At 44.2% G+C, this 20701-nt stretch carries 16 protein-coding genes and 2 pseudogenes; 15 read left to right on the forward strand and 3 right to left on the reverse strand.

Annotated elements, in window-relative coordinates; genetic code table 11:
• The first annotated feature begins 417 nt into the window (after positions 1–417).
• The 13 genes and pseudogenes from glgB (at position 418) to AM500_RS11315 (ending at position 18043) form a co-directional block, all read left to right on the forward strand.
• Positions 418–2376 (forward strand): 1,4-alpha-glucan branching protein GlgB, encoded by a 1959-nt coding sequence (glgB, locus tag AM500_RS11255; protein ID WP_053599285.1) that lies wholly within the window; start codon positions 418–420, stop codon positions 2374–2376.
• Positions 2294–3439 (forward strand): glucose-1-phosphate adenylyltransferase, encoded by a 1146-nt coding sequence (locus AM500_RS11260; RefSeq protein ID WP_053599286.1) that lies wholly within the window; start codon positions 2294–2296, stop codon positions 3437–3439. The genes glgB and AM500_RS11260 overlap by 83 nt, the downstream gene beginning before the upstream one ends.
• Before the next feature lie 418 nt (positions 3440–3857).
• Positions 3858–4883 carry a GlgC family sugar phosphate nucleotidyltransferase gene (locus AM500_RS11265; protein ID WP_053599287.1) on the forward strand — a complete coding sequence of 342 codons (1026 nt, stop codon included), beginning with the start codon at positions 3858–3860 and terminating at the stop codon, positions 4881–4883.
• On the forward strand, positions 4883–6334 hold the full coding sequence (glgA, locus tag AM500_RS11270; protein ID WP_053599288.1) for a glycogen synthase GlgA: 1452 nt from the start codon (positions 4883–4885) through the stop codon (positions 6332–6334). Before AM500_RS11265 ends, glgA begins: the two co-directional genes overlap by 1 nt.
• On the forward strand, positions 6324–8726 hold the full coding sequence (locus AM500_RS11275; protein WP_053599289.1) for a glycogen/starch/alpha-glucan phosphorylase: 2403 nt from the start codon (positions 6324–6326) through the stop codon (positions 8724–8726). The genes glgA and AM500_RS11275 overlap by 11 nt, the downstream gene beginning before the upstream one ends.
• Before the next feature lie 77 nt (positions 8727–8803).
• Positions 8804–9385 (forward strand): YdcF family protein, encoded by a 582-nt coding sequence (locus AM500_RS11280; RefSeq protein WP_053599290.1) that lies wholly within the window; start codon positions 8804–8806, stop codon positions 9383–9385.
• Between the two features lie 70 nt (positions 9386–9455).
• Complete coding sequence (locus AM500_RS11285) at positions 9456–9905, forward strand: DUF6376 family protein (RefSeq protein ID WP_053599291.1); 450 nt, start codon at positions 9456–9458, stop codon at positions 9903–9905.
• Positions 9906–10307: 402 nt separating this feature from the next.
• Positions 10308–11300: a zinc-binding dehydrogenase gene (locus AM500_RS11290; RefSeq protein WP_053599292.1), complete on the forward strand. Its 993-nt coding sequence runs from the start codon at positions 10308–10310 to the stop codon at positions 11298–11300.
• Positions 11301–11453: 153 nt separating this feature from the next.
• Positions 11454–12308 (forward strand): manganese catalase family protein, encoded by an 855-nt coding sequence (locus AM500_RS11295; RefSeq protein ID WP_053599293.1) that lies wholly within the window; start codon positions 11454–11456, stop codon positions 12306–12308.
• Positions 12309–12668: 360 nt separating this feature from the next.
• Positions 12669–13637, forward strand: a complete 969-nt coding sequence (locus AM500_RS11300; RefSeq protein WP_053599294.1) for a ring-cleaving dioxygenase — start codon at positions 12669–12671, stop codon at positions 13635–13637.
• Position 13638: 1 nt separating this feature from the next.
• Positions 13639–14403, forward strand: coding sequence for a DUF429 domain-containing protein (locus tag AM500_RS11305; protein WP_053599295.1), 765 nt, complete (start codon positions 13639–13641; stop codon positions 14401–14403).
• Positions 14404–15024: 621 nt separating this feature from the next.
• On the forward strand, positions 15025–15684 hold the full coding sequence (locus tag AM500_RS11310) for a 3-oxoacid CoA-transferase subunit B (RefSeq protein WP_053599296.1): 660 nt from the start codon (positions 15025–15027) through the stop codon (positions 15682–15684).
• Positions 15685–16116: 432 nt separating this feature from the next.
• Positions 16117–18043, forward strand: a pseudogene (locus AM500_RS11315) (endonuclease MutS2).
• 76 nt (positions 18044–18119) lie between these two features.
• Here AM500_RS11315 and AM500_RS11320 read toward each other — a convergent pair.
• A pseudogene (locus AM500_RS11320) lies at positions 18120–18203 on the reverse strand.
• A 45-nt stretch (positions 18204–18248) separates the two neighbouring features.
• Entirely contained in the window at positions 18249–18548 is a 300-nt protein-coding gene (locus AM500_RS11325) for a hypothetical protein (RefSeq protein ID WP_053599297.1), read from the reverse strand.
• Positions 18549–18664: 116 nt separating this feature from the next.
• On the opposite strand from AM500_RS11325, the gene AM500_RS11330 reads away from it, so the two are divergent.
• Together AM500_RS11330 and AM500_RS11335 are read left to right on the forward strand one after the other, a co-directional pair.
• A complete protein-coding gene (locus AM500_RS11330; protein WP_053599298.1) occupies positions 18665–18925 on the forward strand; it encodes a hypothetical protein in 261 nt (86 codons plus the stop codon).
• A 75-nt stretch (positions 18926–19000) separates the two neighbouring features.
• On the forward strand, positions 19001–19279 hold the full coding sequence (locus tag AM500_RS11335; RefSeq protein ID WP_053599299.1) for a DUF1292 domain-containing protein: 279 nt from the start codon (positions 19001–19003) through the stop codon (positions 19277–19279).
• Between the two features lie 46 nt (positions 19280–19325).
• On the opposite strand, the gene AM500_RS11340 is transcribed toward AM500_RS11335, so the two are convergent.
• Complete coding sequence (locus AM500_RS11340) at positions 19326–20468, reverse strand: glycosyl hydrolase family 18 protein (protein ID WP_053599300.1); 1143 nt, start codon at positions 20466–20468, stop codon at positions 19326–19328.
• Positions 20469–20701 lie beyond the last annotated feature (233 nt).

The following is a 20701-nucleotide window of genomic DNA, read 5'->3' on the forward strand; positions in this document are numbered from 1 at the left end:
TTTTACTGGAAACGAAGGTACAGAAATATAAACGAAATGCTAGTAAATCTTTCGTGGCAGAGTGTTTCGATGTACTTTACGACAGCATTCTCTTAAACTCTCTCTGATTAGAGGTCTTTTGAGTGTTCGAAAATCTGACGAGAAATTATTTTCAGATAATATTATTTTTTCGAGCACAGGTTTTCTTTTTTAGAAAGTGGGGTATAGAAAAGCTTGGGTATAAGCTGTATGGAACCGCTTTCTAAAAATATTATTAAAAAATAATAACTTTTCGGATAATATATAAGAGGTTTTTACGTTCGATATGTCGAAAAGTAATGTATGACCTGTAGGATGGTTATGCAGGAAATAATTATTAGGTTTATACAGGTAATTATAAGGAAACTAGAATACTATTAAAAATGGCAGGTGAACGGGATGGTATTTCGTCCAACAGAATACCAGCTTCATTTATTTCATGAAGGAGCGCTTTTCAAAAGCCACGAACTATTTGGGGCGCATGTCCTGAATGATGGGGACCAGCCATACACCCGATTCTGCGTTTGGGCTCCAAACGCTGTTGAAGTCCGACTTGCAGGGGATTTTAATAACTGGAATTCCGAGGGCTACTCATTTGAAAGAGTGAATAAAGAAGGTGTATGGGTCTATTACGCAAAAGAGGATATGACCGGTGCCATCTACAAATATGAAATAACCTCAAAGACAGGAGAAAAGCTTTTAAAGGCTGATCCGTACGCATTCTTTTCAGAACTGCGGCCAAATACCGCTTCTGTCGTCCAACCGCTTGCAGGGTATAAATGGAATGACCAGTCCTGGCTGAAGAAAAGGGCGAAAAAGGAACCTATCGGTGAACCAACAGCGATATATGAAGTGCATCTTGGGTCGTGGAAAAAGAAAGAAGATGGGGAATTCCTCACATACCGGGAAATTGCTGATGAACTGATACCTTATGTTCTTGAACATGGTTATTCTCATATTGAAGTGATGCCTGTTACCGAGCACCCCCTGGATATTTCATGGGGCTACCAGACCACAGGCTATTTCTCGGTTACAAGCAGATACGGCTCTCCGCATGATTTCATGTATTTCGTGGATAAATGTCATCAGAATGGCATTGGGGTCATTCTTGATTGGGTTCCTGGACACTTCTGTAAGGATGCCCATGGCTTATACCGGTTCGACGGCGGATTTGCCTATGAATATAAGAAAGAAATCGATAGGGAAAATCATGTATGGGGAACAGCCAATTTTGATCTTGGGAGGACTGAAGTAATCAGTTTCCTGATCTCGAGCGCGATTTTTTGGATTGAACACTACCATATTGATGGCTTCAGAGTCGATGCCGTTGCCAATATTATCTATTGGCCGAATTCTGAAAGGGCGGTCAACTCATTTGGGATTGAATTCCTTAAAAAACTCAACTCCGCTATAACTAAATTTTCACCTAATATCCTCATGATTGCCGAGGATTCCACGGATTGGCCAAAAGTAACTGAGTCCCCGGACAATGGCGGCCTTGGATTTACCTTTAAGTGGAATATGGGCTGGATGAATGACATGCTCAAGTATATGGAAACAGACCCAAACCAGCGCAGGCAACATCATAATAAGGTGACCTTCTCACTTATGTATGCTTTTTCCGAAAATTTTGTTCTGCCTTTCTCTCATGATGAAGTGGTTCACGGTAAGAAGTCACTTCTCGATAAAATGCCGGGAGATTATTGGCAGAAATTTGCCCAACTCCGACTGCTTCTCGGATATCAAACAACCCATCCAGGGAAAAAACTGACTTTCATGGGTACAGAGCTGGGCCAATTTTCCGAATGGAAAGATAAGGAGCAGCTCGATTGGCATCTTCTCGATTATGAGAAGCATACGGAATTGAACCATTATGTGAAAGAGCTTAACAAATTATATAAGCGTTCAAAACCGCTATATGAATTAGACTCCTCACCCGATGGCTTCGAATGGATTGACCCAAACAACCATCATCAATCTGTTTTCTCGTTCTTGCGGATCGGCAACAGAGACGATGAATTCTTAATTGTGGTTTGCAATTTCACCTGGCAGGCTTATTCCAATTACAGGATAGGAGTTCCCGCTCCAGAAAGGTATCGGGAAATCCTCAACAGCGATGATGTGGAATTTGGCGGTTCAGGTGTAATCAATAAAAAAGTAATTAAGGCAGAGGAGATTCCGTATCATGGGAAGCCATTTTCGGTTGTAATGAATGTACCGCCGTACGGAATATCGATTTTAAGGCCTGTTAAAAAGAGAAAGGGGATAAATGCCAATGTCAAAGAAGAGGATGGTAGCCATGCTTCTGGCGGGAGGCCAGGGCAGCAGGCTAAACTCACTAACAAAAGAATTGGCTAAGCCGGGAGTCCCGTTCGGGGGCAAATACAGAATCATTGATTTTCCGCTTAGCAACTGCACGAATTCAGGAGTTTATACGGTTGGGGTACTGACCCAGTATCAGCCACTTGTCCTGAACAGTTATATCGGGATTGGAAGCGCCTGGGACCTCGATAGGATGGATGGGGGAGTAACCGTACTTCCGCCATACAGTGTCTCATCGGAAGTGAAATGGTATGACGGAACAGCAAGTGCCATCTTCCAGAATCTAAATTATCTTAGGCAATATGACCCTGAATATGTACTGATTTTATCAGGAGACCATATTTATAAAATGAATTATGAACTTATGCTAGACCATCATATTGAAAATAACGCTGATGTCACAATATCAGTTATCGAGGTCCCTTGGGACGAAGCCAGCCGATTTGGCATTATGAATACCAATGAGGACTTGTCGATTGTGGAATTTGATGAAAAGCCTAAAAATCCGAAGAGCAACCTTGCATCTATGGGGATATATATCTTTAATTGGAAGGTTCTTGAGGAGTATTTAAACCGCGATGATGAAAACCCGGAATCGTCCCATGACTTTGGGAAGGATATTATTCCGCTGCTGCTAAGGGATGAAAAGAAACTTGTGGCTTATCCTTTCAAGGGCTACTGGAAGGACGTTGGTACTGTTCAAAGCCTTTGGGAAGCTAACATGGATTTACTCGATGAAACATCGGAATTGAATCTGTTTGATCATTCGTGGAGGATTTATTCGGTTAACCCGAATCAGCCGCCGCAATATATTTGTCCGGAAGCCCGATTGACGGAATCTCTTGTCAATGAAGGCTGTGTTATTGAAGGAGAAGTTGTGAAGACGGTTGTATTCCAGGGCGTTTCCATTAAAGAAGGAGCGTTGGTAAAAGAATCTGTTATTATGCCGGATGCAGTGATTGGCTCTGGCAGCGTAATTGAGAAGGCTATTGTTTCACCTGGCATTTCCATTCCTGAGGGAGCTGTTATTAAAGGCAGCGATGGGGAAGTAGTACTAATCTCTGAAGACACACTGGAAGAACTATTATCTAAACAGTAACAAAAGCGGAAGCGTCTTCGTGACAGGCAAAGAACGCCTCGCGACAGGCAAAGAACTGCCTGTCTCTGCGATGTTAATTCAAGGAAGCTTTCCTTTGTGTCCCTGCGATGATTAATCTAAGGAGCTTTCCTTAGTGGTCATCGCCGTACAAAATGGAGGGACTTCGACTGAGATAAGGTGAAACTTCCATCAGCTATTTTTGCTGATGGTTAGTTGAACGAATCGGACCTTTAGGATCAGTTGCCGACGAAGGAGGCTTACTGAGCCTTAAGAGTGGGATAAAGGAATCACGAAGAGCGTAAGCGAATCGATGATGACTTATCGTAGGGAGGAGGCCTGAAGTTTGCGCACGCGTAGACGCTGGAGCTAGACGTAGATATGTTCGATAAACTAGCAATTAAAAAAGGAGGGGCCATTCTTGAACAAGGATATGCTAGGTATTATAGATGCAACGACCGTTCATAAAGGTCTTGAAGAACTGACAATTCACCGTTCTGTCGCCGCTATTCCGTTTGGGGGCAGGTATCGCCTGATTGACTTTATACTCTCCAACATGGTGAATTCTGGCGTTCAAAGTGTCGGGATATTTTCGAAATACCAATACAGGTCATTGATGGACCATCTTGGCTCAGGCAGAAACTGGGATTTAAACAGAAAGAGGGATGGTCTGTTTTTCTTCCCGTCCACAAGCCTTGATAAGCCGGTGACGGGCATAGGGCCGTTTGAGGATTTTGCTGCAAATATTGACTTTTTTAAACGAAGCAATCAAAAGTATGCCCTCGTCGCCAACTCCTATACCGTATTCAGTATGGATTTCAGGGAGGCCCTTGATAACCATATCCAAAATGGAAGTGATATAACTGAAGTTCGGAAAGATGGCGCTTCGCTTGGCATTTATTTGTTGAAAAAGGACCTGTTGATAGACTTGATCGAAAAAAGGAATGAAACAGGCTATTTAAGCATGCGCGATGCTGTAACGGATTTAAATGCTCCGTTTAAAATCGACTATTTTTCATATGAAGGCTTCGCTATCATGGTTGATTCAATCAGCAGCTATTTTGAAGCTAGCAAAAGCCTGCTTCAGCCTGAAATATGGCAGCGCCTTTTCGTAAAAGGAAGACCAATTCTTACGAAGGTTAAGGATGAACCGCCTGCAAGGTACACATCTACCTCTTCTGTCCATAATGCGATGATTGCAAACGGCAGCTATATAGAAGGTGTTGTTGAAAACAGCATTATTGCTAGAGGTGTAACTATTGGCAAAGGCTCGATTGTAAAAAATAGCATCATTATGCAAAAGACAAAGATTGGTGAAAATTGCGTCCTCGACCATGTTATATTGGATAAAGATGTAAAGATAGCGGATGGCACGGAGCTGAGAGGCGAAGAAGGGAATCCGAATGTTATCCGCAAGGGCAGAGTACAGGGAGTGTGGAAAAACTAGTGAAACTTCTTTTTGCAGTATCGGAGTGTGTACCATTCATAAAATCTGGCGGTCTTGCAGATGTTGCTGGTTCCCTCCCGAAAGAATTAACAAAACTGGGCTATGATGTCAGGGTTATGCTCCCTAAATATACACTGATTCCTGATGAATTCAGGAAAAAAATGCGGAAGGTGACCGATTTCACTGTCCAGCTCGGCTGGCGAAACCAGTATTGCGGGATTGAACAGCTTGAGCATGAAGGAATCACATACTATTTTATTGATAACCAATATTATTTTTATCGAAGCCAAATGTACGGTGATTATGATGAAGGCGAGAAATTCTCTTTCTTTAACCGCGCCGTTCTTGAAAGCATTGAACAACTTGGTTTTTACCCTGATATTATCCATTGCCACGATTGGCATACAGGGATGATTCCTTTCCTTTTGCAGGAGCAATATCGCCAAAGGGAAGGCTATGAAACCATCAAGACTGTTTTTACGATTCATAACCTGCAGTTTCAAGGAATCTTTCCAAAGGAAGTCATGAATGATCTGCTTGGCCTTGATGACAGGTATTTCAATTCTCAACAGCTTGAATTTCACGGAAACATCAACTTTATGAAAGCCGCACTGATTTCCGCTGATAAGATTACCACAGTCAGCCCTACCTATAGGGAAGAAATTAAAACAGCTTATTTTGGGGAACGGCTGGATGGTGTCCTTAGAATGAGAAGCTGGGATCTCGAAGGAATTGTGAATGGCATCGATAATGATTTATATAATCCCGAGGATGATCCGTTTTTGGCCGCACCTTTTTCTTCCGGGGATCTGGAAGACAGGATTAAGAACAAGCGGGCCATTCAGGAACATTTCGGACTGCCGCGGGAGGACGGGACGCCTCTGATTGCAATGGTCACAAGGCTTACGAAGCAGAAAGGGCTGGATCTTGTACGGGGTGTTTTTCATGAAATTATGGCTACTGGCGCACAGCTGATTGTACTTGGAACAGGCGACAGGGAATTCGAAACCTTTTTCAGTCAGATGAGCAGCCAGTATCCTGAACAATGCAAAGCATTCATTGGGTTTGATGAATCGTTTGCCCACCGGATTTATGCCGGCGCTGACCTGTTTTTGATGCCGTCAAAATTTGAGCCATGCGGCCTTAGCCAACTTATCGCAATGCGGTATGGGGCTGTCCCGATCGTTAGGGAAACCGGCGGCCTTAATGATACGGTCAAACCGTATAACGAATTTACCGGTAAAGGGAATGGCTTTACGTTCACCAACTTTAATGCGCATGATATGCTCTATACAATTGAACGCGCAATATCTTTCTATCACCATAAAAATGAGTGGGAAAATATTGTGAAAAAAATGATGGAACTCGACTTCAGCTGGACTCAGTCTGCTCGTGAATACGGGAAGTTGTACAGCAGTCTTGTAAAAAGGAGTGATTCTCATGTTTTCTAATGTCCCTGAATTCAAATCAGCATATTTAAGAAAGCTGGAAATGTCCTATGGTACTACTTTTGAAGAGAGTACAAGAAGGGAACAGTTCCAGACACTCGGGACAATGATTAGGGAGCATGTGAGCACGAACTGGATTAAAACGAATGAAGCATACCGGTCATCAGGGAAAAAGCAAGTATATTACCTGTCAATAGAATTCTTGCTTGGCCGGCTTCTCCGCCATAATCTTATGAATCTTGGCATAGAGGAAGTTGTCAGCAAAGGCTTACATGAGCTCGGCGTCGACCTCGATGACCTTGAGGAATATGAGGCTGATGCGGGGCTTGGCAACGGAGGCCTTGGCCGGCTTGCTGCCTGCTTCCTTGATTCGCTAGCTTCCCTGAGTCTTCCTGGCCATGGTTGCGGGATCCGATATAGGCACGGTTTGTTTGAGCAAAAGATAGTCGATGGCTATCAGGTCGAACTTCCTGAACAATGGCTGAAGCATGGCCACGTCTGGGAGGTTCGAAAAGGCGATGAAGCAGAGGATATACCGTTCTGGGGCAAAGTGGAAAGCGTGATGGAAAATGGCCGTCTGGTATTTCGCCATGTCAACGCGGAAGTGGTCATGGCCGTCCCTTATGATATGCCAGTCCTGGGCCATAACACAAAAACCGTTAACACACTTCGGCTTTGGAGTGCCGAGCCTTCCAAATTCAATGCGGGTACTGACATTCTGAAGTATAAGAAGGATACAGAAGCGATCTGTGAATTCCTTTACCCGGATGATACGCACGATGATGGGAAAATCCTCCGCCTGAAACAACAGTATCTTCTTGTTGCATCTTCACTAAGGGCAATCATTAAATCTTTTAAAAAGAAAAACAAAAGTATCTTTGAATTGCATGAGCATACGAGTATCCATATTAACGATACACATCCCGCCCTCGCTGTCCCCGAGCTTATGAGGATTCTCATGGATGATGAAGGCCTTGGCTGGGATGAGGCATGGCATTTAACAGTCAATACGCTATCATACACAAATCATACGACACTTTCTGAAGCGCTTGAACGCTGGCCGGTTCGGATTTTCCAGCCGCTGCTGCCAAGGATTTATATGATTGTCGAGGAAATCAACGAACGCTTCTGCCGCAGCCTTTGGGAAAAATATCCCGGTGACTGGAAACGAATCGAGGAGATGGCAATCATCGCCCATGACCAGGTGCGGATGGCTCCTCTTTCTATTGTAGGCAGCCATAGCATCAACGGTGTTGCGAAGCTTCATACGGATATTCTGAAGGAACGTGAGATGAACTTGTACTATCAGGTATTCCCCGACCGGTTCAATAATAAGACAAACGGCATCACGCACAGGCGCTGGCTCATGAAAGCGAATCCTCGCCTGACCAATCTTATAACTGAGTCAATTGGTGATACGTGGATTAAGGATACCGAGCAACTCGAACGGCTGATGGAATTCAAGAACAGCAGCGCATTCCTTGAAAAACTTGCTGATATCAAGCTTGGCAATAAGCAAAGGCTCGCTGAAAGGATTCATACGCAAACAGGTATTACTGTCGATCCGCATTCGATTTTCGATATCCAGGTCAAACGGCTGCATGCCTACAAACGCCAGCTCTTGAATGTCCTTCATATCATGTATCTATATAACAGAATAAAGGAAAACCCGAATTATGAGATGCATCCAAGAACGTTCATTTTTGGTGCGAAGGCTTCACCTGGCTATTATTTTGCCAAGAAGGTTATCAAGCTGATTAATTCAGTTGCTGAAAAGGTAAATAACGACCCGGCGATAAATGGGCGAATCAAAGTGATTTTCCTTGAAAATTACCGGGTGTCACTAGGTGAGGAAATCTTCCCTGCTGCGGATGTGAGCGAACAGATTTCAACCGCTAGCAAGGAGGCGTCCGGCACGGGGAACATGAAGTTCATGATGAACGGGGCGCTGACCGTCGGGACGCTTGATGGTGCAAACGTCGAAATCACTGAACTTGTTGGCAGGGACAATATCTTCCTGTTCGGCCTGAGCGCTGCTGAAGTCCTGGAATTCCAGAGGAACGGCGGTTATCATGCCCATGAGTATTATCACTATGACAGGCGGATCAGAATGGTTGTCGATCAGCTTGTGAACGGATTCTTCCCAGATACATATGGGGAATTCACAGAAATCTATGATTCGCTTCTTGCCTATAATGACCAATATTTCGTGTTCAGGGATTTTGCATCATATGCAGACATCCAGGAACAAATTGGCCGCGAATTCAGTGACAAGGAGAATTGGCAAAAGAAAAGTCTTGTCAACATTGCGAAATCCGGTTTCTTCTCCAGTGACAGAACCATCCGTGAATATGCAGACGACATCTGGCATACCGAGCCGGTCATCATTAAATAAAAATAGAGAATAGGGAGGCCGCAGATAACTGGCCTCCCATTAAGTGTTATAACGATTTGGGGACAGGGAGAAAAAGGATGAGGAAGCGCATGCTAATTAAAAAACTAGTGCTGTTTTTATTCGTGGCCGGACTTATTTATGTTGCAGTCCTGCATTATTTTATTACAAGGAATGGAAACGAAACACCAAAAGCTGGGGCGGATTACATGATTATCCTTGGTGCAAGGGTAAAAGGGGATATTCCATCTTTGGCTTTAAAGGCAAGGATTGAGGCGGCCGCTGACTATCTGCAGAAAAATCCGCAAACTGTTGCGATTGCTTCAGGCGGTCAGGGCAAAGGGGAAAATATATCGGAAGCAGTGTCAATCAAGAGCGAGCTGATAAAAAGGGGGATTGAGGAAGAGCGGATTATCCTTGAGGACAAATCAACAAGTACATACGAGAATATCGCTTTTTCCAAAAAGCTGATACCGGAAAATGCAGCCAAGGGACTTGTCGTGACAAATGACTTCCATGTTTATCGCGCGAAGATGATTGCTGGGGATTATGGGCTTGATGCAGAAGGGCTGCCCGGGGAAACGCCTGCTCAGGCTCTAGTAAAATCGTATGCACGTGAGTATTTGGCCATCACGAAATATTATTTGAAAAAGATATTTTGAAAGCGCTTAAAGAGGAGTGGTGTGCAAAATAGCTCATTTTGCTTTATGATTAAACAAAGGAGGTGACGGGATGAAAAGTAAACTTGCTGGAGTACTAATTTTAAGTCTATCACTTTTCCTATCGGGTTGTTCATTCCTTGAAGAGGCGAATAACACCCTTTCATACGCAAATGATGCTACTGAGTACGTAAACAAAGCTGCAGATTTCGCAAAGGAAGTACCTACAAAGGTTGAAAAAGCCATGCAGGATGAACAGGCTGTTGAAGACCTGAAAAAAGAGCTGGAAACGATGAAAACGGAAATTGACCAGTTTGCAGAGCTTAAAGCACCCGGAGTAGCTGAGGATTTGCATAACAACATCCTTGAAAAGAATCAGCAGCTTGAAGGGAAAATTGATGAATACCTTGGCTATATTGAGAATGGAACTCTTGATGAAAAGGTTTTAAATAGTGAAGAACTTGCTCAGCCAATCGCTGATATCAAAAGCTTGCTTGACCAAATCAAAGAGCTGGGGAATTAATAGATAGAGCGCCTGAATAAATTATTCGGGCGCTTTTTTTTTTAGATAGGCTCTGTTAGTATTCATTGTCGATTTTTGTTGAGGTATGAGAATTTATTAGGGGGAGAGTTTCCGTCTATTGTACCCACTGACACCTTAAGAGACAGAGATAAGCGGAGAAATTCCCCTTACCTTCTTAAAATAAGTCAAAAACCAATGATTCTGGTATGATAAGTGGAAAAACTCCCCTTATTTTAAGGGAAATATGGGTATTTCCCGATTTAACTGGAATTTCTCCCCTTATTTTTCAAATAGAGTGAAATCAACATTCAGCTGTAACAGAGCCATTAGATAAAATAAGTGCTTTTTCAGGTAAATTAAGCCAAAATAGAGACATATAAAATAAGATAACGGGGTGAGGTAATGAAGGCGCTAGTACACGAAAGTAAATCAGGAATGGAAGGATTGATTTACAGAGAATTTGATACACCTGTACCGGGCCCTGGCCAGGTTCGGATCCGCCTCAAGGCTGCGGGCATGAACCATCGCGACTTGATAACCCTGGAGCGGCACAAAGAAACAGAACCGCCCCTAGTGCTCGGTTCTGACGGAGCAGGCGTAGTCGATGAAGTTGGCGAAGGAGTAAAGAATGTAGCTGTTGGTGATGAGGTAATAATTAATCCGGGCTTGGGCTGGAGGCATAATACAGAGGCACCTCCTGCAGGATTTGAAATCCTTGGCCATCCATCCAACGGTACGTTCGCCCACTATGTTGTCATTCCAGCGGAAAATGCATTTCCAAAGCCGGCGTACCTGACCTGGGAGGAGGCAGGTGTCCTTTCTCTTGCTGCACTAACTGCATACCGGGTTCTGTTTACCAGAGCCAAGATCCGTGAAGGAATGAATATCCTTATCCCGGGGATTGGCGGCGGGGTTGCCACTTTCATGCTGCAAATGGCAAAAGCGGCTGGGGCAACCGTCTACGTCAGCTCACGTTCCGAGGTCAAGTGCAGCAGAGCGCTCGAGCTTGGAGCTGATAAGGCGTTTGACAGCGGGAGCGACTGGACTGAAGCTCTTGGCGGGGAAAAGATGGATGTTGTCATTGAATCGATTGGTGCAGCAACCTTTAATAAGTCACTATCCCAGCTAAGGCCTGGCGGGACAATGGTTACGTTCGGCGCATCTGCAGGTGATGTGGTAGATTTCGATTTGCGCAGTTTCTTTTACGGGCAATACAATCTGCTAGGTTCGACAATGGGAAGTGCGGAAGAATACAGGGACATGCTTGGTTTTATCGAAAATCATAATGTACGTCCTGTAATTGAAGCGATGTTTTCCCTGGAAGATTATAAGAAGGCATTTGATTTGCTTGATAAGGCTGAACAGCTCGGCAAGGTTGGCTTAATAGTAGATTAATGGCATAGAAAGTGTTACGGGGTCCATTAAGGTGTCGACCCTTTTTTCCAAAAAATCCTTTAAACCCCATTTTTGCGCATGTTTGATGTTCGATTGTGCAAGCTAACAGAAACGGCCAGGTATTGGCTGTAATCTGAAAGTGGGGTTAGAGGTATGTATTTTTACAGGGAAGATTTGATTAATATCATTACGCCGGATAAGCCTGATCCGGCTGCTGCGAAGGTGATGCAGGAAATTCTCGGCGGCCATTTTGGCGAGATGAGGACAATGATGCAGTTCTTTTTCCAAAGCTCGAATTTCCGTGGTAAAGACAAGAAGTTCAGGGATTTGCTGCGCGGAATTTTCCTGGAGGAGATTGCGCATGTTGAGCTTGTGCAGACGACAATTAATCATTTATTGAATGAGTCGGGCGAGCCTGGTGTTGGTTCGGCTAGTCAAAGCGGTGCTCCACTTCAGGACCCAATTATGCATGCGAACCCACACCATTATATCATTGGGGCGCAGGCTTCGGTTCCTGAGGATGCTGCCGGAAATCCATGGAATGGTTCTTGGGTGTATGATCATGGCAACTTGGTTGGGAATTTGTTATCCAACTTAACTCTGGAGTCGACAGGAGTGCTTCAGAAATCGAGGATTTATGAGATGAGCACGAATAAGACGTTCCGTGAGACTCTTGCGTTTTTGATTGTGCGGGATAGTGCGCACCAGAATGCGTTTGCGAAGGCGCTTGAGACGCTGGGGGTTGATTGGGGGAAAGTGTTCCCGGTTCCGAATTATGATATTAACAAGTATCCTGAATGCAAGAAGTATGTGGAAATGGGCTTTCATAATGCGTTCTTTAACTTCAGGCTTGATGATACGCTGGTTGCTGAGATTTTTAGCGGCAAGTCTCCAAGCCGTAATGACGGCGAGCTTCAGGTTGGCCCGCCACCTGAGGGCTTCCCGGTACCGATGATGCCTGAGATTCCAAATGAGCATGCTCCAGGGACAAGTGATTTAAACAGATAGGTAAGGAACCCCGCCCTTGGTTGGCGGGGTCTTTGATTTTTAGGGGCATATTGGAAATGAAAAAGTGCCTGTCAGGGGGAAAATCAGTATGTGGCCGTTTATGTTGTTTTGTATTTACAACGCAGGGATTTTGTTTAGATATTCCCGGGCCTTATGAAGGATGGCAAGCCATGATTTATAGGTCTGTTCCCGTCTTCATAAACGAAATGAAGGGAACCCTCAGGTTTACCTGTAATGGTAATGAGGGCATTTCTAGTAACTAGGAATCTTGCAAGTATCCACCGGAAAAAGTGGATGTTTTCCATATTCCATGGCAAACTGCTACTATAAAAATATGTTTTAACGGGAAGGGTGAAAGAATTGAATCTTCTAGGGCTCCATCATGTTTCGCTGTTAACAGCAAAAGCTGAAAAAAATTATGCGTTTTATACAAAGGTGCTCGGGATGCGGCTCGTCAAGAAGACGGTGAATCAAGATAATACGGAGTCGTACCACCTTTTTTATGGTGATGCGGTAGGCAGCCCGGGGACGGAAATTACATTCTTCGATATCCCTTCGCTTGGAAGGACACATCCGGGTAAATCGAGCATTTCGTCCACATCGCTGCGGGTGCGGAATACAGAATCACTCACGTTTTGGAAAAACCGATTCGATGAGCTGGGTGTTTATCATCAAGACATTTCGGAGCGCGCGGGACGTAATGTACTGGAGTTTCAGGATTATGAGGGTACTAAACTTCTTCTTGTTGCTGATAATGGCGAGGAAGGCGTGGCTCCTGGCAAACCATGGTATGGCTCTGGTATTCCTGTTGAGCATGCAATCCTTGGATTGGGCCCTGTGACATTGACAGTGGGTGATCCAGAGCCAACCGTTAATGTACTTACGAATATTATGGGCTTTCGGCCTGTTGGTTCCTTTCCTTCCCCGGCAGGTGATTTCCCTGATATTCAGGTATTTGCTACAGGTGAGGGCGGAGCTGGTGCGGAAGTACATATCGAGTCGAGGCCGGATCTGCCGCGAGAACGGCTTGGCCGGGGCGGTGTTCACCATGTTGCATTCCGGATTCCTAATGAACAGGAGTTTGCTCAGTGGATTGAAAAAATAAAGGCAAGCGGGCTGATAAATTCTGGGGAGGTAGAGCGATACTATTTTAAAGCGTTGTACTTCAGGGAGCCAAATCATATTCTATTTGAGCTTTCTACGGATACACCTGGGTTTGCTGCCGATGAACCGGTCGATACCCTTGGTGAAAAATTGGCGCTGCCTCCTTACCTAGAACCTAAACGCGCTGAAATCGAAGCGAATCTGCGGCCTCTGGATCTCGAATGACATGAAGTATTCTAGGGTAATAGGAATTGGCTGGGACGTCGGGGGCTGGCTGGGTAATAACCATGGCGTTGCAGCATGCGTTTGGGAAGAGGGCATGGGGTCGGTTGAGTGGATTGGCTCACCGTCCTCCATTGCACTCCCGGAAGACAGGCTGCTCAGAATTCCCGAATTGGTAAAAGCTATTTCAAAAGAGTACGCGCTAATTGAGGACGATGAAACGATGATTGTGATTGGCGTGGATGCACCGCTCTCATTTCCGTCTGCCTTCGCGCAGTTACTCGGTGGGGCTGATGTGGATATCCGGAAGCCAGCTAGGGAAATCGATAATATCTTTGCTTACCGGGATACAGATCGCCATATTCATGCGGTGTTTGGAAAAAAGCCTCTTTCCGCCACGTTCGACAGGATTGGCAATAATGCTACCGTTGCAATGGCACATATTAAAATGTGGGAAAAAGAGGGGGATTTTGTGACATACCCTTTTCATCCTTCGAATGCTGAGAACAATAAGGTTATTCTGGAGGTTTATCCTGCTCTTGTAAAAGAACGGAAGTCAACGGAAGCTTTCCCAGGAATAAAACAGCTTCTCCCTACAGGTTTAGTGCCGGGTACAGATGCATACGATGCAGCTATCTGCGCGCTATATGCGATAGCCTTTGGAAGTAGCGGCACGCCCCTTCCTGCCCTTGTTGGACCAAATGGAACATGTGATGGCTGGATCTATCATTTTTCCAAAGAGGATTTGGAAAAAATGAAATGTATATAACTTGTGCTAGTGGGTTTAATTTAAAATTCATAGTGCGAACTAAACAAGATTAATAGGAGAGGGTCCTCAAGGAGGATGCCTCCCAATTTTTTTAGTTAATAAATCAGTTCGTGCGTAACCATTTTGTATTGACTTGTTTTGGCTTGCTTTTTGAGCTTTGCTCAATTAGCCAAAAGTGTTCACCGGCAGTAAATATGACTCCTAGCCGCCCCTGTGAACACTAAGTGCTGTCTGGTCATTTTGCCTGTTTTTAAAGTAAAAAAGCCACTTTTTCTGGCTTAAGCTACTTATCTCCTAATTTATTTCATAAATATTTATAGTAATGCAGATTGCGGCAAGAGGGGGAGGCGCACGCAGGCAGGATACCAGGACTACGATGTTATAGGTGTCGGGGGAGGTTTTTCCTGGCTGACAGCAGAGTAGAACAGACCGGAAAATTGTGTTTTCCTGGCGGGAACCTTTGCCGAAAGGATGGGCCAGCTTTATGGCTATAGGGAATGACATCAGCGAGAAAGGTCCACGGAAATTTTAATGATTTTTCAGGTGTCCTCAGAGCGGGGTCACCTTTTCTAGGAACAATCGCTAATTAATTCATTTTTACTGCCAAGGAGGGCGGTGTGGATGGAAATACAGTTAGGTTCTAAAGAACGAATTGCTAAGAGAGTCGCAATGGAGTTAAAAAAGGGGGAGATAGTCAATCTTGGTGTTGGGATTCCAACGCTTATCCCAAACTATTTAATGGAGGACCAGGGAGTTTATCTTCACTCGGAGAACGGTATCCTCGGTATGGGCCCGCCTCCGGTTCCTGACGAGAAGGATATGGATTGCATAAGCGCCAGCAAGCATCCAGTCACACTCGATCCGGGTGCTTCGATTTTCTCAAGTGTCGATTCATTTGGGATGATACGCGGCGGGCATATTGATGTTGTCGTCCTCGGAGCGCTACAGGTGAGCGAAAAAGGTCAGGTTGCCAATTGGGCTGTGCCAGGGTCTGATATCCTTGGAGTCGGCGGAGCAATGGATCTTGTGCCAGGGGCGAAAAGAATCATTGTTGCGATGACGCATCTTTCCAAAGGTGGCACACCAAAGCTTGTGAAAGAACTTGATTATCCTGTTACAGGGTCAAAGTGTGCGCAGATGATCGTTACCGAACTAGGTGTGTTTATCGTCAATGATGAGGAGATGCAGCTGATTGAGATAGCTGATGGCATCTCTATTGAAGAGCTCAGGAAAAAAACTGGCGCGGAGTTCAGTATTTCAGACAGTTTGAAGAAGTGGTGATTTTTTAGAGGTAATATTATTAACGAGAAAAATGAACCGGGCAGATTAGGAAATTTTGCAGCTGTCTGAAAGTTTAGGCAGCTGCCGCTTTATTCATTTTACTTATGTGGTACGCTTTCATTGGAAAATGATTACTTTACCAAGGGAGTATGTTTTATGTCAGGAGCCGTTCTTAACTAATCCAACACAATTGGATAACTCGTTTCAGGCCAGAAAGCCTCATCTAGCAGGTTTATTTCGTTATGGCCAGGAATGGTAGTTAAGAACAAATGGACATACAAGCATGCATTCCTTAAACCGACTGTAGCTGTGTAATGTGCATATGCTATTTATTTTTGTTTTTTTTAAGGAGAAGTGGCGAATAATAACCGCCCTTTTTGAGCCGCGCTGATCTGTTCAGCGCGGCTATTTTTATTTTAGGAGATGGGAAATATGAATATTCACACGTTTAAGGTTCTTGATTTTAATAAAATCAGGGAAGAACTTGCGGCATATGCATTAACGACTGCGGGAAAAGAAAAACTTGTTAACTTGATGCCATCAACGAATATAAACCAAATAGAAGCTTTACTGGACGAACTTTCCGAAGCGGTTGAAATTATGAGGATCAGTACGAGCGTCCCTGTTCATGGGCTTGAAGGGATTAATTCAATTCTTCAGGGGATCAATAAAGGTTCAGCCTTGAAGCCGGAGCAATATAGCCGCCTGTATGACTTTTTGGATTGCTGCGTAAAAATGAAGCGGTTTATGAAGGATAAGGACTTTGTTGCACCGAGGGTAGCCAGCTATATTTATGCTATTGATGAATTGCCCGCACTCGCTGCCGAAATTATCCGCTGCATCCGCCATGGCGGTGTGGATGATTATGCCAGCAAGGAGCTTTTGAAAATACGAAAGCAAATTGCTGTCCAGGAAGAACGTCTAAAGGAGAAGGTTCAGCAGCTTGTCCGCTCTGCTAAATACAAAACGTATTTGCAGGAGAATACAGTAAGCTTAAGGGACGGCCGCTATGTTATTTCTGTTAAAAAAGAATACAGGACGAAGATAAAAGGTGCAGTTCTAGATACGTCGGCTTCCGGTTCGACCATTTATATTGAGCCCGAGGAAATATCTTCTTACCATGATGAATTATTTTGGCTAAAGTCCGATGAAGAATCGGAGGTAGAAAAAATCCTAAGTTACTTGACTGGGCTTGTGGAGGCAAATGAGCAGCAATTGCGCTTCGCTGTTGAAACTATGGTCCATTACGACTTTTTGTTTGCAAAAGCAAAATACAGCCGGGCAATTGATGGGAAGAAGGTTTCAGTAAACGAATCTCATATCATCAGACTTAAGGGCGCGAAACATCCATTGCTCGGTGATCAAGCAGTAGCGCTTACCATCCAGCTTGGTGATCCGCAAAATGCACTGGTCATAACCGGGCCCAATACCGGAGGAAAAACAGTTTCCATTAAAACTGTCGGACTTTTGACGCTCATGGCTCAATCGGGTCTATTTTTACCGGTGGAAGAAGGAAGTGAAATTGCTGTCTACCAGAATATTCTCGTCGATATCGGTGATGGCCAGAGTATTACTGAAAATTTAAGTACATTCAGTTCAAGAATCGTCAACATCATAGAGATTTTAAAAGAAACAAATGACAGGTCCCTCGTCTTGCTGGATGAGCTGGGATCCGGAACGGACCCTGGTGAAGGAATGGGGCTTGCCACAGCTATACTCGAACAGCTTTACGCTAAAGGGGCAACCCTGCTGGCGACGACCCACTATAGTGAAATCAAGGATTTTGCGGACCGCCATGATGGATTCATCAACGGATCTATGGAGTTTGATATCAATACGCTGAAGCCAACATACCGGCTCACTATCGGCGAGGGCGGGGAAAGCCAGGCATTTGCCATCGCATTGAAGCTTGGGGTCCACCCGAAGCTGATTGAAAGGGCACATCAAATAACGTACAAGGAAGAAAAGTTATACGGAGATATCCGAATTGAGGATAGTAAAAAGAAAGATATGGATAGGCAAATAATCGTCAATCGGCACCAGCAGCGAAAAAAACAGGTGCAAAAGGCCACAGGACATGTCCAGCACTATTCCATGGGTGATAATGTCACGATATCACCTGACAATAGAATTTGGCATCGTTTATAAGGGTCCGGACGAGCAAGGAAATTACATTGTTCAAATTAAGGGTGAGAAACGAACAGTCAACCACAAACGGTTAACGCTGAAAATCGCAGCTGCTGAACTCTATCCCGAGGACTATGATTTTGATATTGTGTTTAAGTCCAAGGATTATCGAAAAAAGAGCAAAATCATGTCAAAGCGGCATGGGGATATTGTGATAGAGCATGAGGAGTAAGGAAACAGGGTAATAGAGGAATGGTGTCTCCTATTTCGGAGATGCCATTTCAACCTTTTTTAGGACAAAATAAAAGAAAGCCTGGCGGGACTTGAACCCGCAAGATGCACATCAGCCTTCGAATAGGCTGGTGGCTGCTCTGCCGTTGAGCTACAAGCTTTCATAATAAGTATAGGGACAATCAAGGAAAATTATGCAAATTTCCCTATCTTTTTCTTTTCGAGATTTCTTCTGTTACGATAAATGCTAGATCGTCATTACCAAAAAGTGATAATACACCAAGCAGGGTCTGATCAGGCACTTCGCCGGCTTCGTCTTTTGCTACAGTCAATTCAAGCGCTTCACGCAAGGCGTGGTTGGAGCCTTGATGGGGATAGGCTTTTAAATAGATTTCCTCCGGGTCAAGGTCATTGTTGATGCACCACTGCGCGAAAACTAGGATCATCATTTTCTCATCGGCCTGGTAATTCTCGATGATTCTATCCTGAAGTTCTTTGTTATTCATCTTTTGTTCTCCTTCTGCCATGTTAGCTTAAGTATACGCGATTGTTAAAAAGTTTTCACGTTCATGCAGGGAAATCCGGGGAAATGTCGAATTGCAAGAGTAAGGAGTGAAGCCAATTGGAGACAGTGATTTTAACAACCTATAAAATTCCCGGCCTGCCGATGCCGATTAAGATTGCTTCAACCATTGAGCCGAAGAAGGAACAAATCTATAATAAGTTGATTGAGTTGCTCAATCAGTATAATATTGAAGGCGACATCCAGTTTAAAAAACTGCTTGTCGAAAATGAAAACTCGATGTACATTTATGAGCTTGGCGAAAAACGCTGCATGGTGCTTGTCGAGAAGTTAGAAAAAGTTAAAGAATTTGATGTGTGAGCAGGGCATGAATTCTTCTCTTTTTGGGAAAATAATGAACGAATGTCCTAACCATCTGCAGAGAGGAGACGTTTTATGGAAAAGATTGAAGTTGGTGAGATTTTTACCATTGCTGATGAAAATGATGAAGAACAGCAGGTTGAAGTACTTGCTGTCATGGAACTTGATGGTACTGAATACGTTGCAGTAAGCTTTATCGAGGATCTGGAGGAAGATACTGAGGACGATATCGACATTTTCTTCTTGAAAGTTGATGAGGAAGGCGACCTCGATGCGATTCAAACAGATGAAGAGTTTGATAAAGTGGCGGCAGAATTCGAGAGAGTAATGGACGAGGAAGAAGATAACGAGTAAAAAACAAGGGAGAGCTTATAAAACCAAGCTCTCCCTATTTTTGTGCCTAATTCTTAGTCACTAGCCTATCTTGTTTGATTACATCGTTTATTGTCCCGGCAAGGCTGGTGTCACCGCTGCTATCATGTCCGGCCTCCCAAAGCATCATTCCGCCAAACCCGTTTTTAAACGCAAGTTCGGCTTTTTTTGCCACAGTTGGCTCCCCATTATAAAAATAAGTTGTCCCGTTTACAGTAATATAATCTTTCTGTGCATTACGAGGATCTTTTTTTACAATTGCGGCATACGATAGCTGTTTAGCATTTTGGTCTTCAGGCTGTGCATAAGCCGGGATACCAAGGACAAGCTTTTCCTTTGAAAGCTGGAGACGATCAAAATAGCTGGACCAATAATGAACAATAGTCTCAACATAGTCATACGGAGCGAGGTTCGCAGCGTGATACCCGTCATCCCATTGCCCGTCGTAGGCCATAATATGTATACGGTCCGTGTATTGGAAAAGCTCCGGCTTAAAGACGACAGAATTGACTTCTTTACCTGTCACGGCATTAATTTTCGAATAAACAGCAACTGAAAGTTCTTTGTTTAGCGGGTCTAGCCTTAACTTTAATTCCTTTGCAAATTCAGTAAGGTTTTGTGCGTCTTCCTCAGATCGCGGATGCTCAAAATCAATATCGATACCATCAAGCTGTTCTTTATTGACGATTGCAAGCAATTCATTCACAAGCCTTGTTCGCGACGGTTCCTGGCTGATTGCCTGTTTAAAGTATGGATACGAAGCACCGCCAGATAAGTGGTACCAGCCGCCAACAGCAAGCATGACTTTTGTGTTTTCCTCCCTGGCAAGCTTAACGGTCTGTCTTAAGTTGTCCCAGGCCATGTCACCGTTCATCGCAACTTGTCCATCTGCAGCGGGATGGGCAAATGAGAAGATGATATGCGTATACTCTTTGTAATTTGTGTTTTTCGGGTCACGGAAATCCTGTACATACCCTATAACAGCCTTTTCAGCTTCAGGTTCTGGCACCACTTTACCTGGAAGAGCCTTTAAGGAGCCAGAAGCAGGATTATTGGTATAACTCGGTTCCGGTGAAGCCTTATATGAAGTAACCAATGAGCCAACAAGGAATCCGCCTATAAAGATAAAGAGAGTGATTAAAATAAATGCAAGTTTGCGTGAAAGTTTCATGACGCCCCTCCCAATTAATGCTCTATCATTCTATCAGAAAAGGAAGATTGTCGCAGTGGTAAATATCAGGCGCTGCTCGAAAATCCTCATTACGCTATCGCGTAATTTCGTGCGATGCATTTTCGGGAAGCTTTCCTTGTGCTATCGCCTTTTCTTCGTGCGATGTTTATGCTGCCGAAGCTTCCCTAATGGAGCTAGACGTAAACTAGCTAGATAAAAAAGTAATCCACAGT

This window comes from Bacillus sp. FJAT-18017, assembly GCF_001278805.1.
In the GTDB taxonomy this organism is placed as follows: domain Bacteria; phylum Bacillota; class Bacilli; order Bacillales; family Cytobacillaceae; genus Bacillus_D.

Bases quoted from the DNA above. Each gene is read 5' to 3' on its own strand.
- AM500_RS11275 (WP_053599289.1), top strand. From the start codon at position 6,324: ATGTTTTCTAATGTCCCTGAATTCAAATCAGCATATTTAAGAAAGCTG.
- AM500_RS11295 (WP_053599293.1), top strand. From the start codon at position 11,454: ATGTATTTTTACAGGGAAGATTTGATTAATATCATTACGCCGGATAAG.
- AM500_RS11260 (WP_053599286.1), top strand. From the start codon at position 2,294: ATGTCAAAGAAGAGGATGGTAGCCATGCTTCTGGCGGGAGGCCAGGGC.
- AM500_RS11340 (WP_053599300.1), bottom strand. From the start codon at position 20,468: ATGAAACTTTCACGCAAACTTGCATTTATTTTAATCACTCTCTTTATC.
- AM500_RS11325 (WP_053599297.1), bottom strand. From the start codon at position 18,548: ATGAATAACAAAGAACTTCAGGATAGAATCATCGAGAATTACCAGGCC.
- AM500_RS11335 (WP_053599299.1), top strand. From the start codon at position 19,001: ATGGAAAAGATTGAAGTTGGTGAGATTTTTACCATTGCTGATGAAAAT.
- AM500_RS11310 (WP_053599296.1), top strand. From the start codon at position 15,025: ATGGAAATACAGTTAGGTTCTAAAGAACGAATTGCTAAGAGAGTCGCA.
- glgB (WP_053599285.1), top strand. From the start codon at position 418: ATGGTATTTCGTCCAACAGAATACCAGCTTCATTTATTTCATGAAGGA.
- AM500_RS11280 (WP_053599290.1), top strand. From the start codon at position 8,804: ATGAGGAAGCGCATGCTAATTAAAAAACTAGTGCTGTTTTTATTCGTG.
- AM500_RS11285 (WP_053599291.1), top strand. From the start codon at position 9,456: ATGAAAAGTAAACTTGCTGGAGTACTAATTTTAAGTCTATCACTTTTC.
- AM500_RS11290 (WP_053599292.1), top strand. From the start codon at position 10,308: ATGAAGGCGCTAGTACACGAAAGTAAATCAGGAATGGAAGGATTGATT.
- AM500_RS11305 (WP_053599295.1), top strand. From the start codon at position 13,639: ATGAAGTATTCTAGGGTAATAGGAATTGGCTGGGACGTCGGGGGCTGG.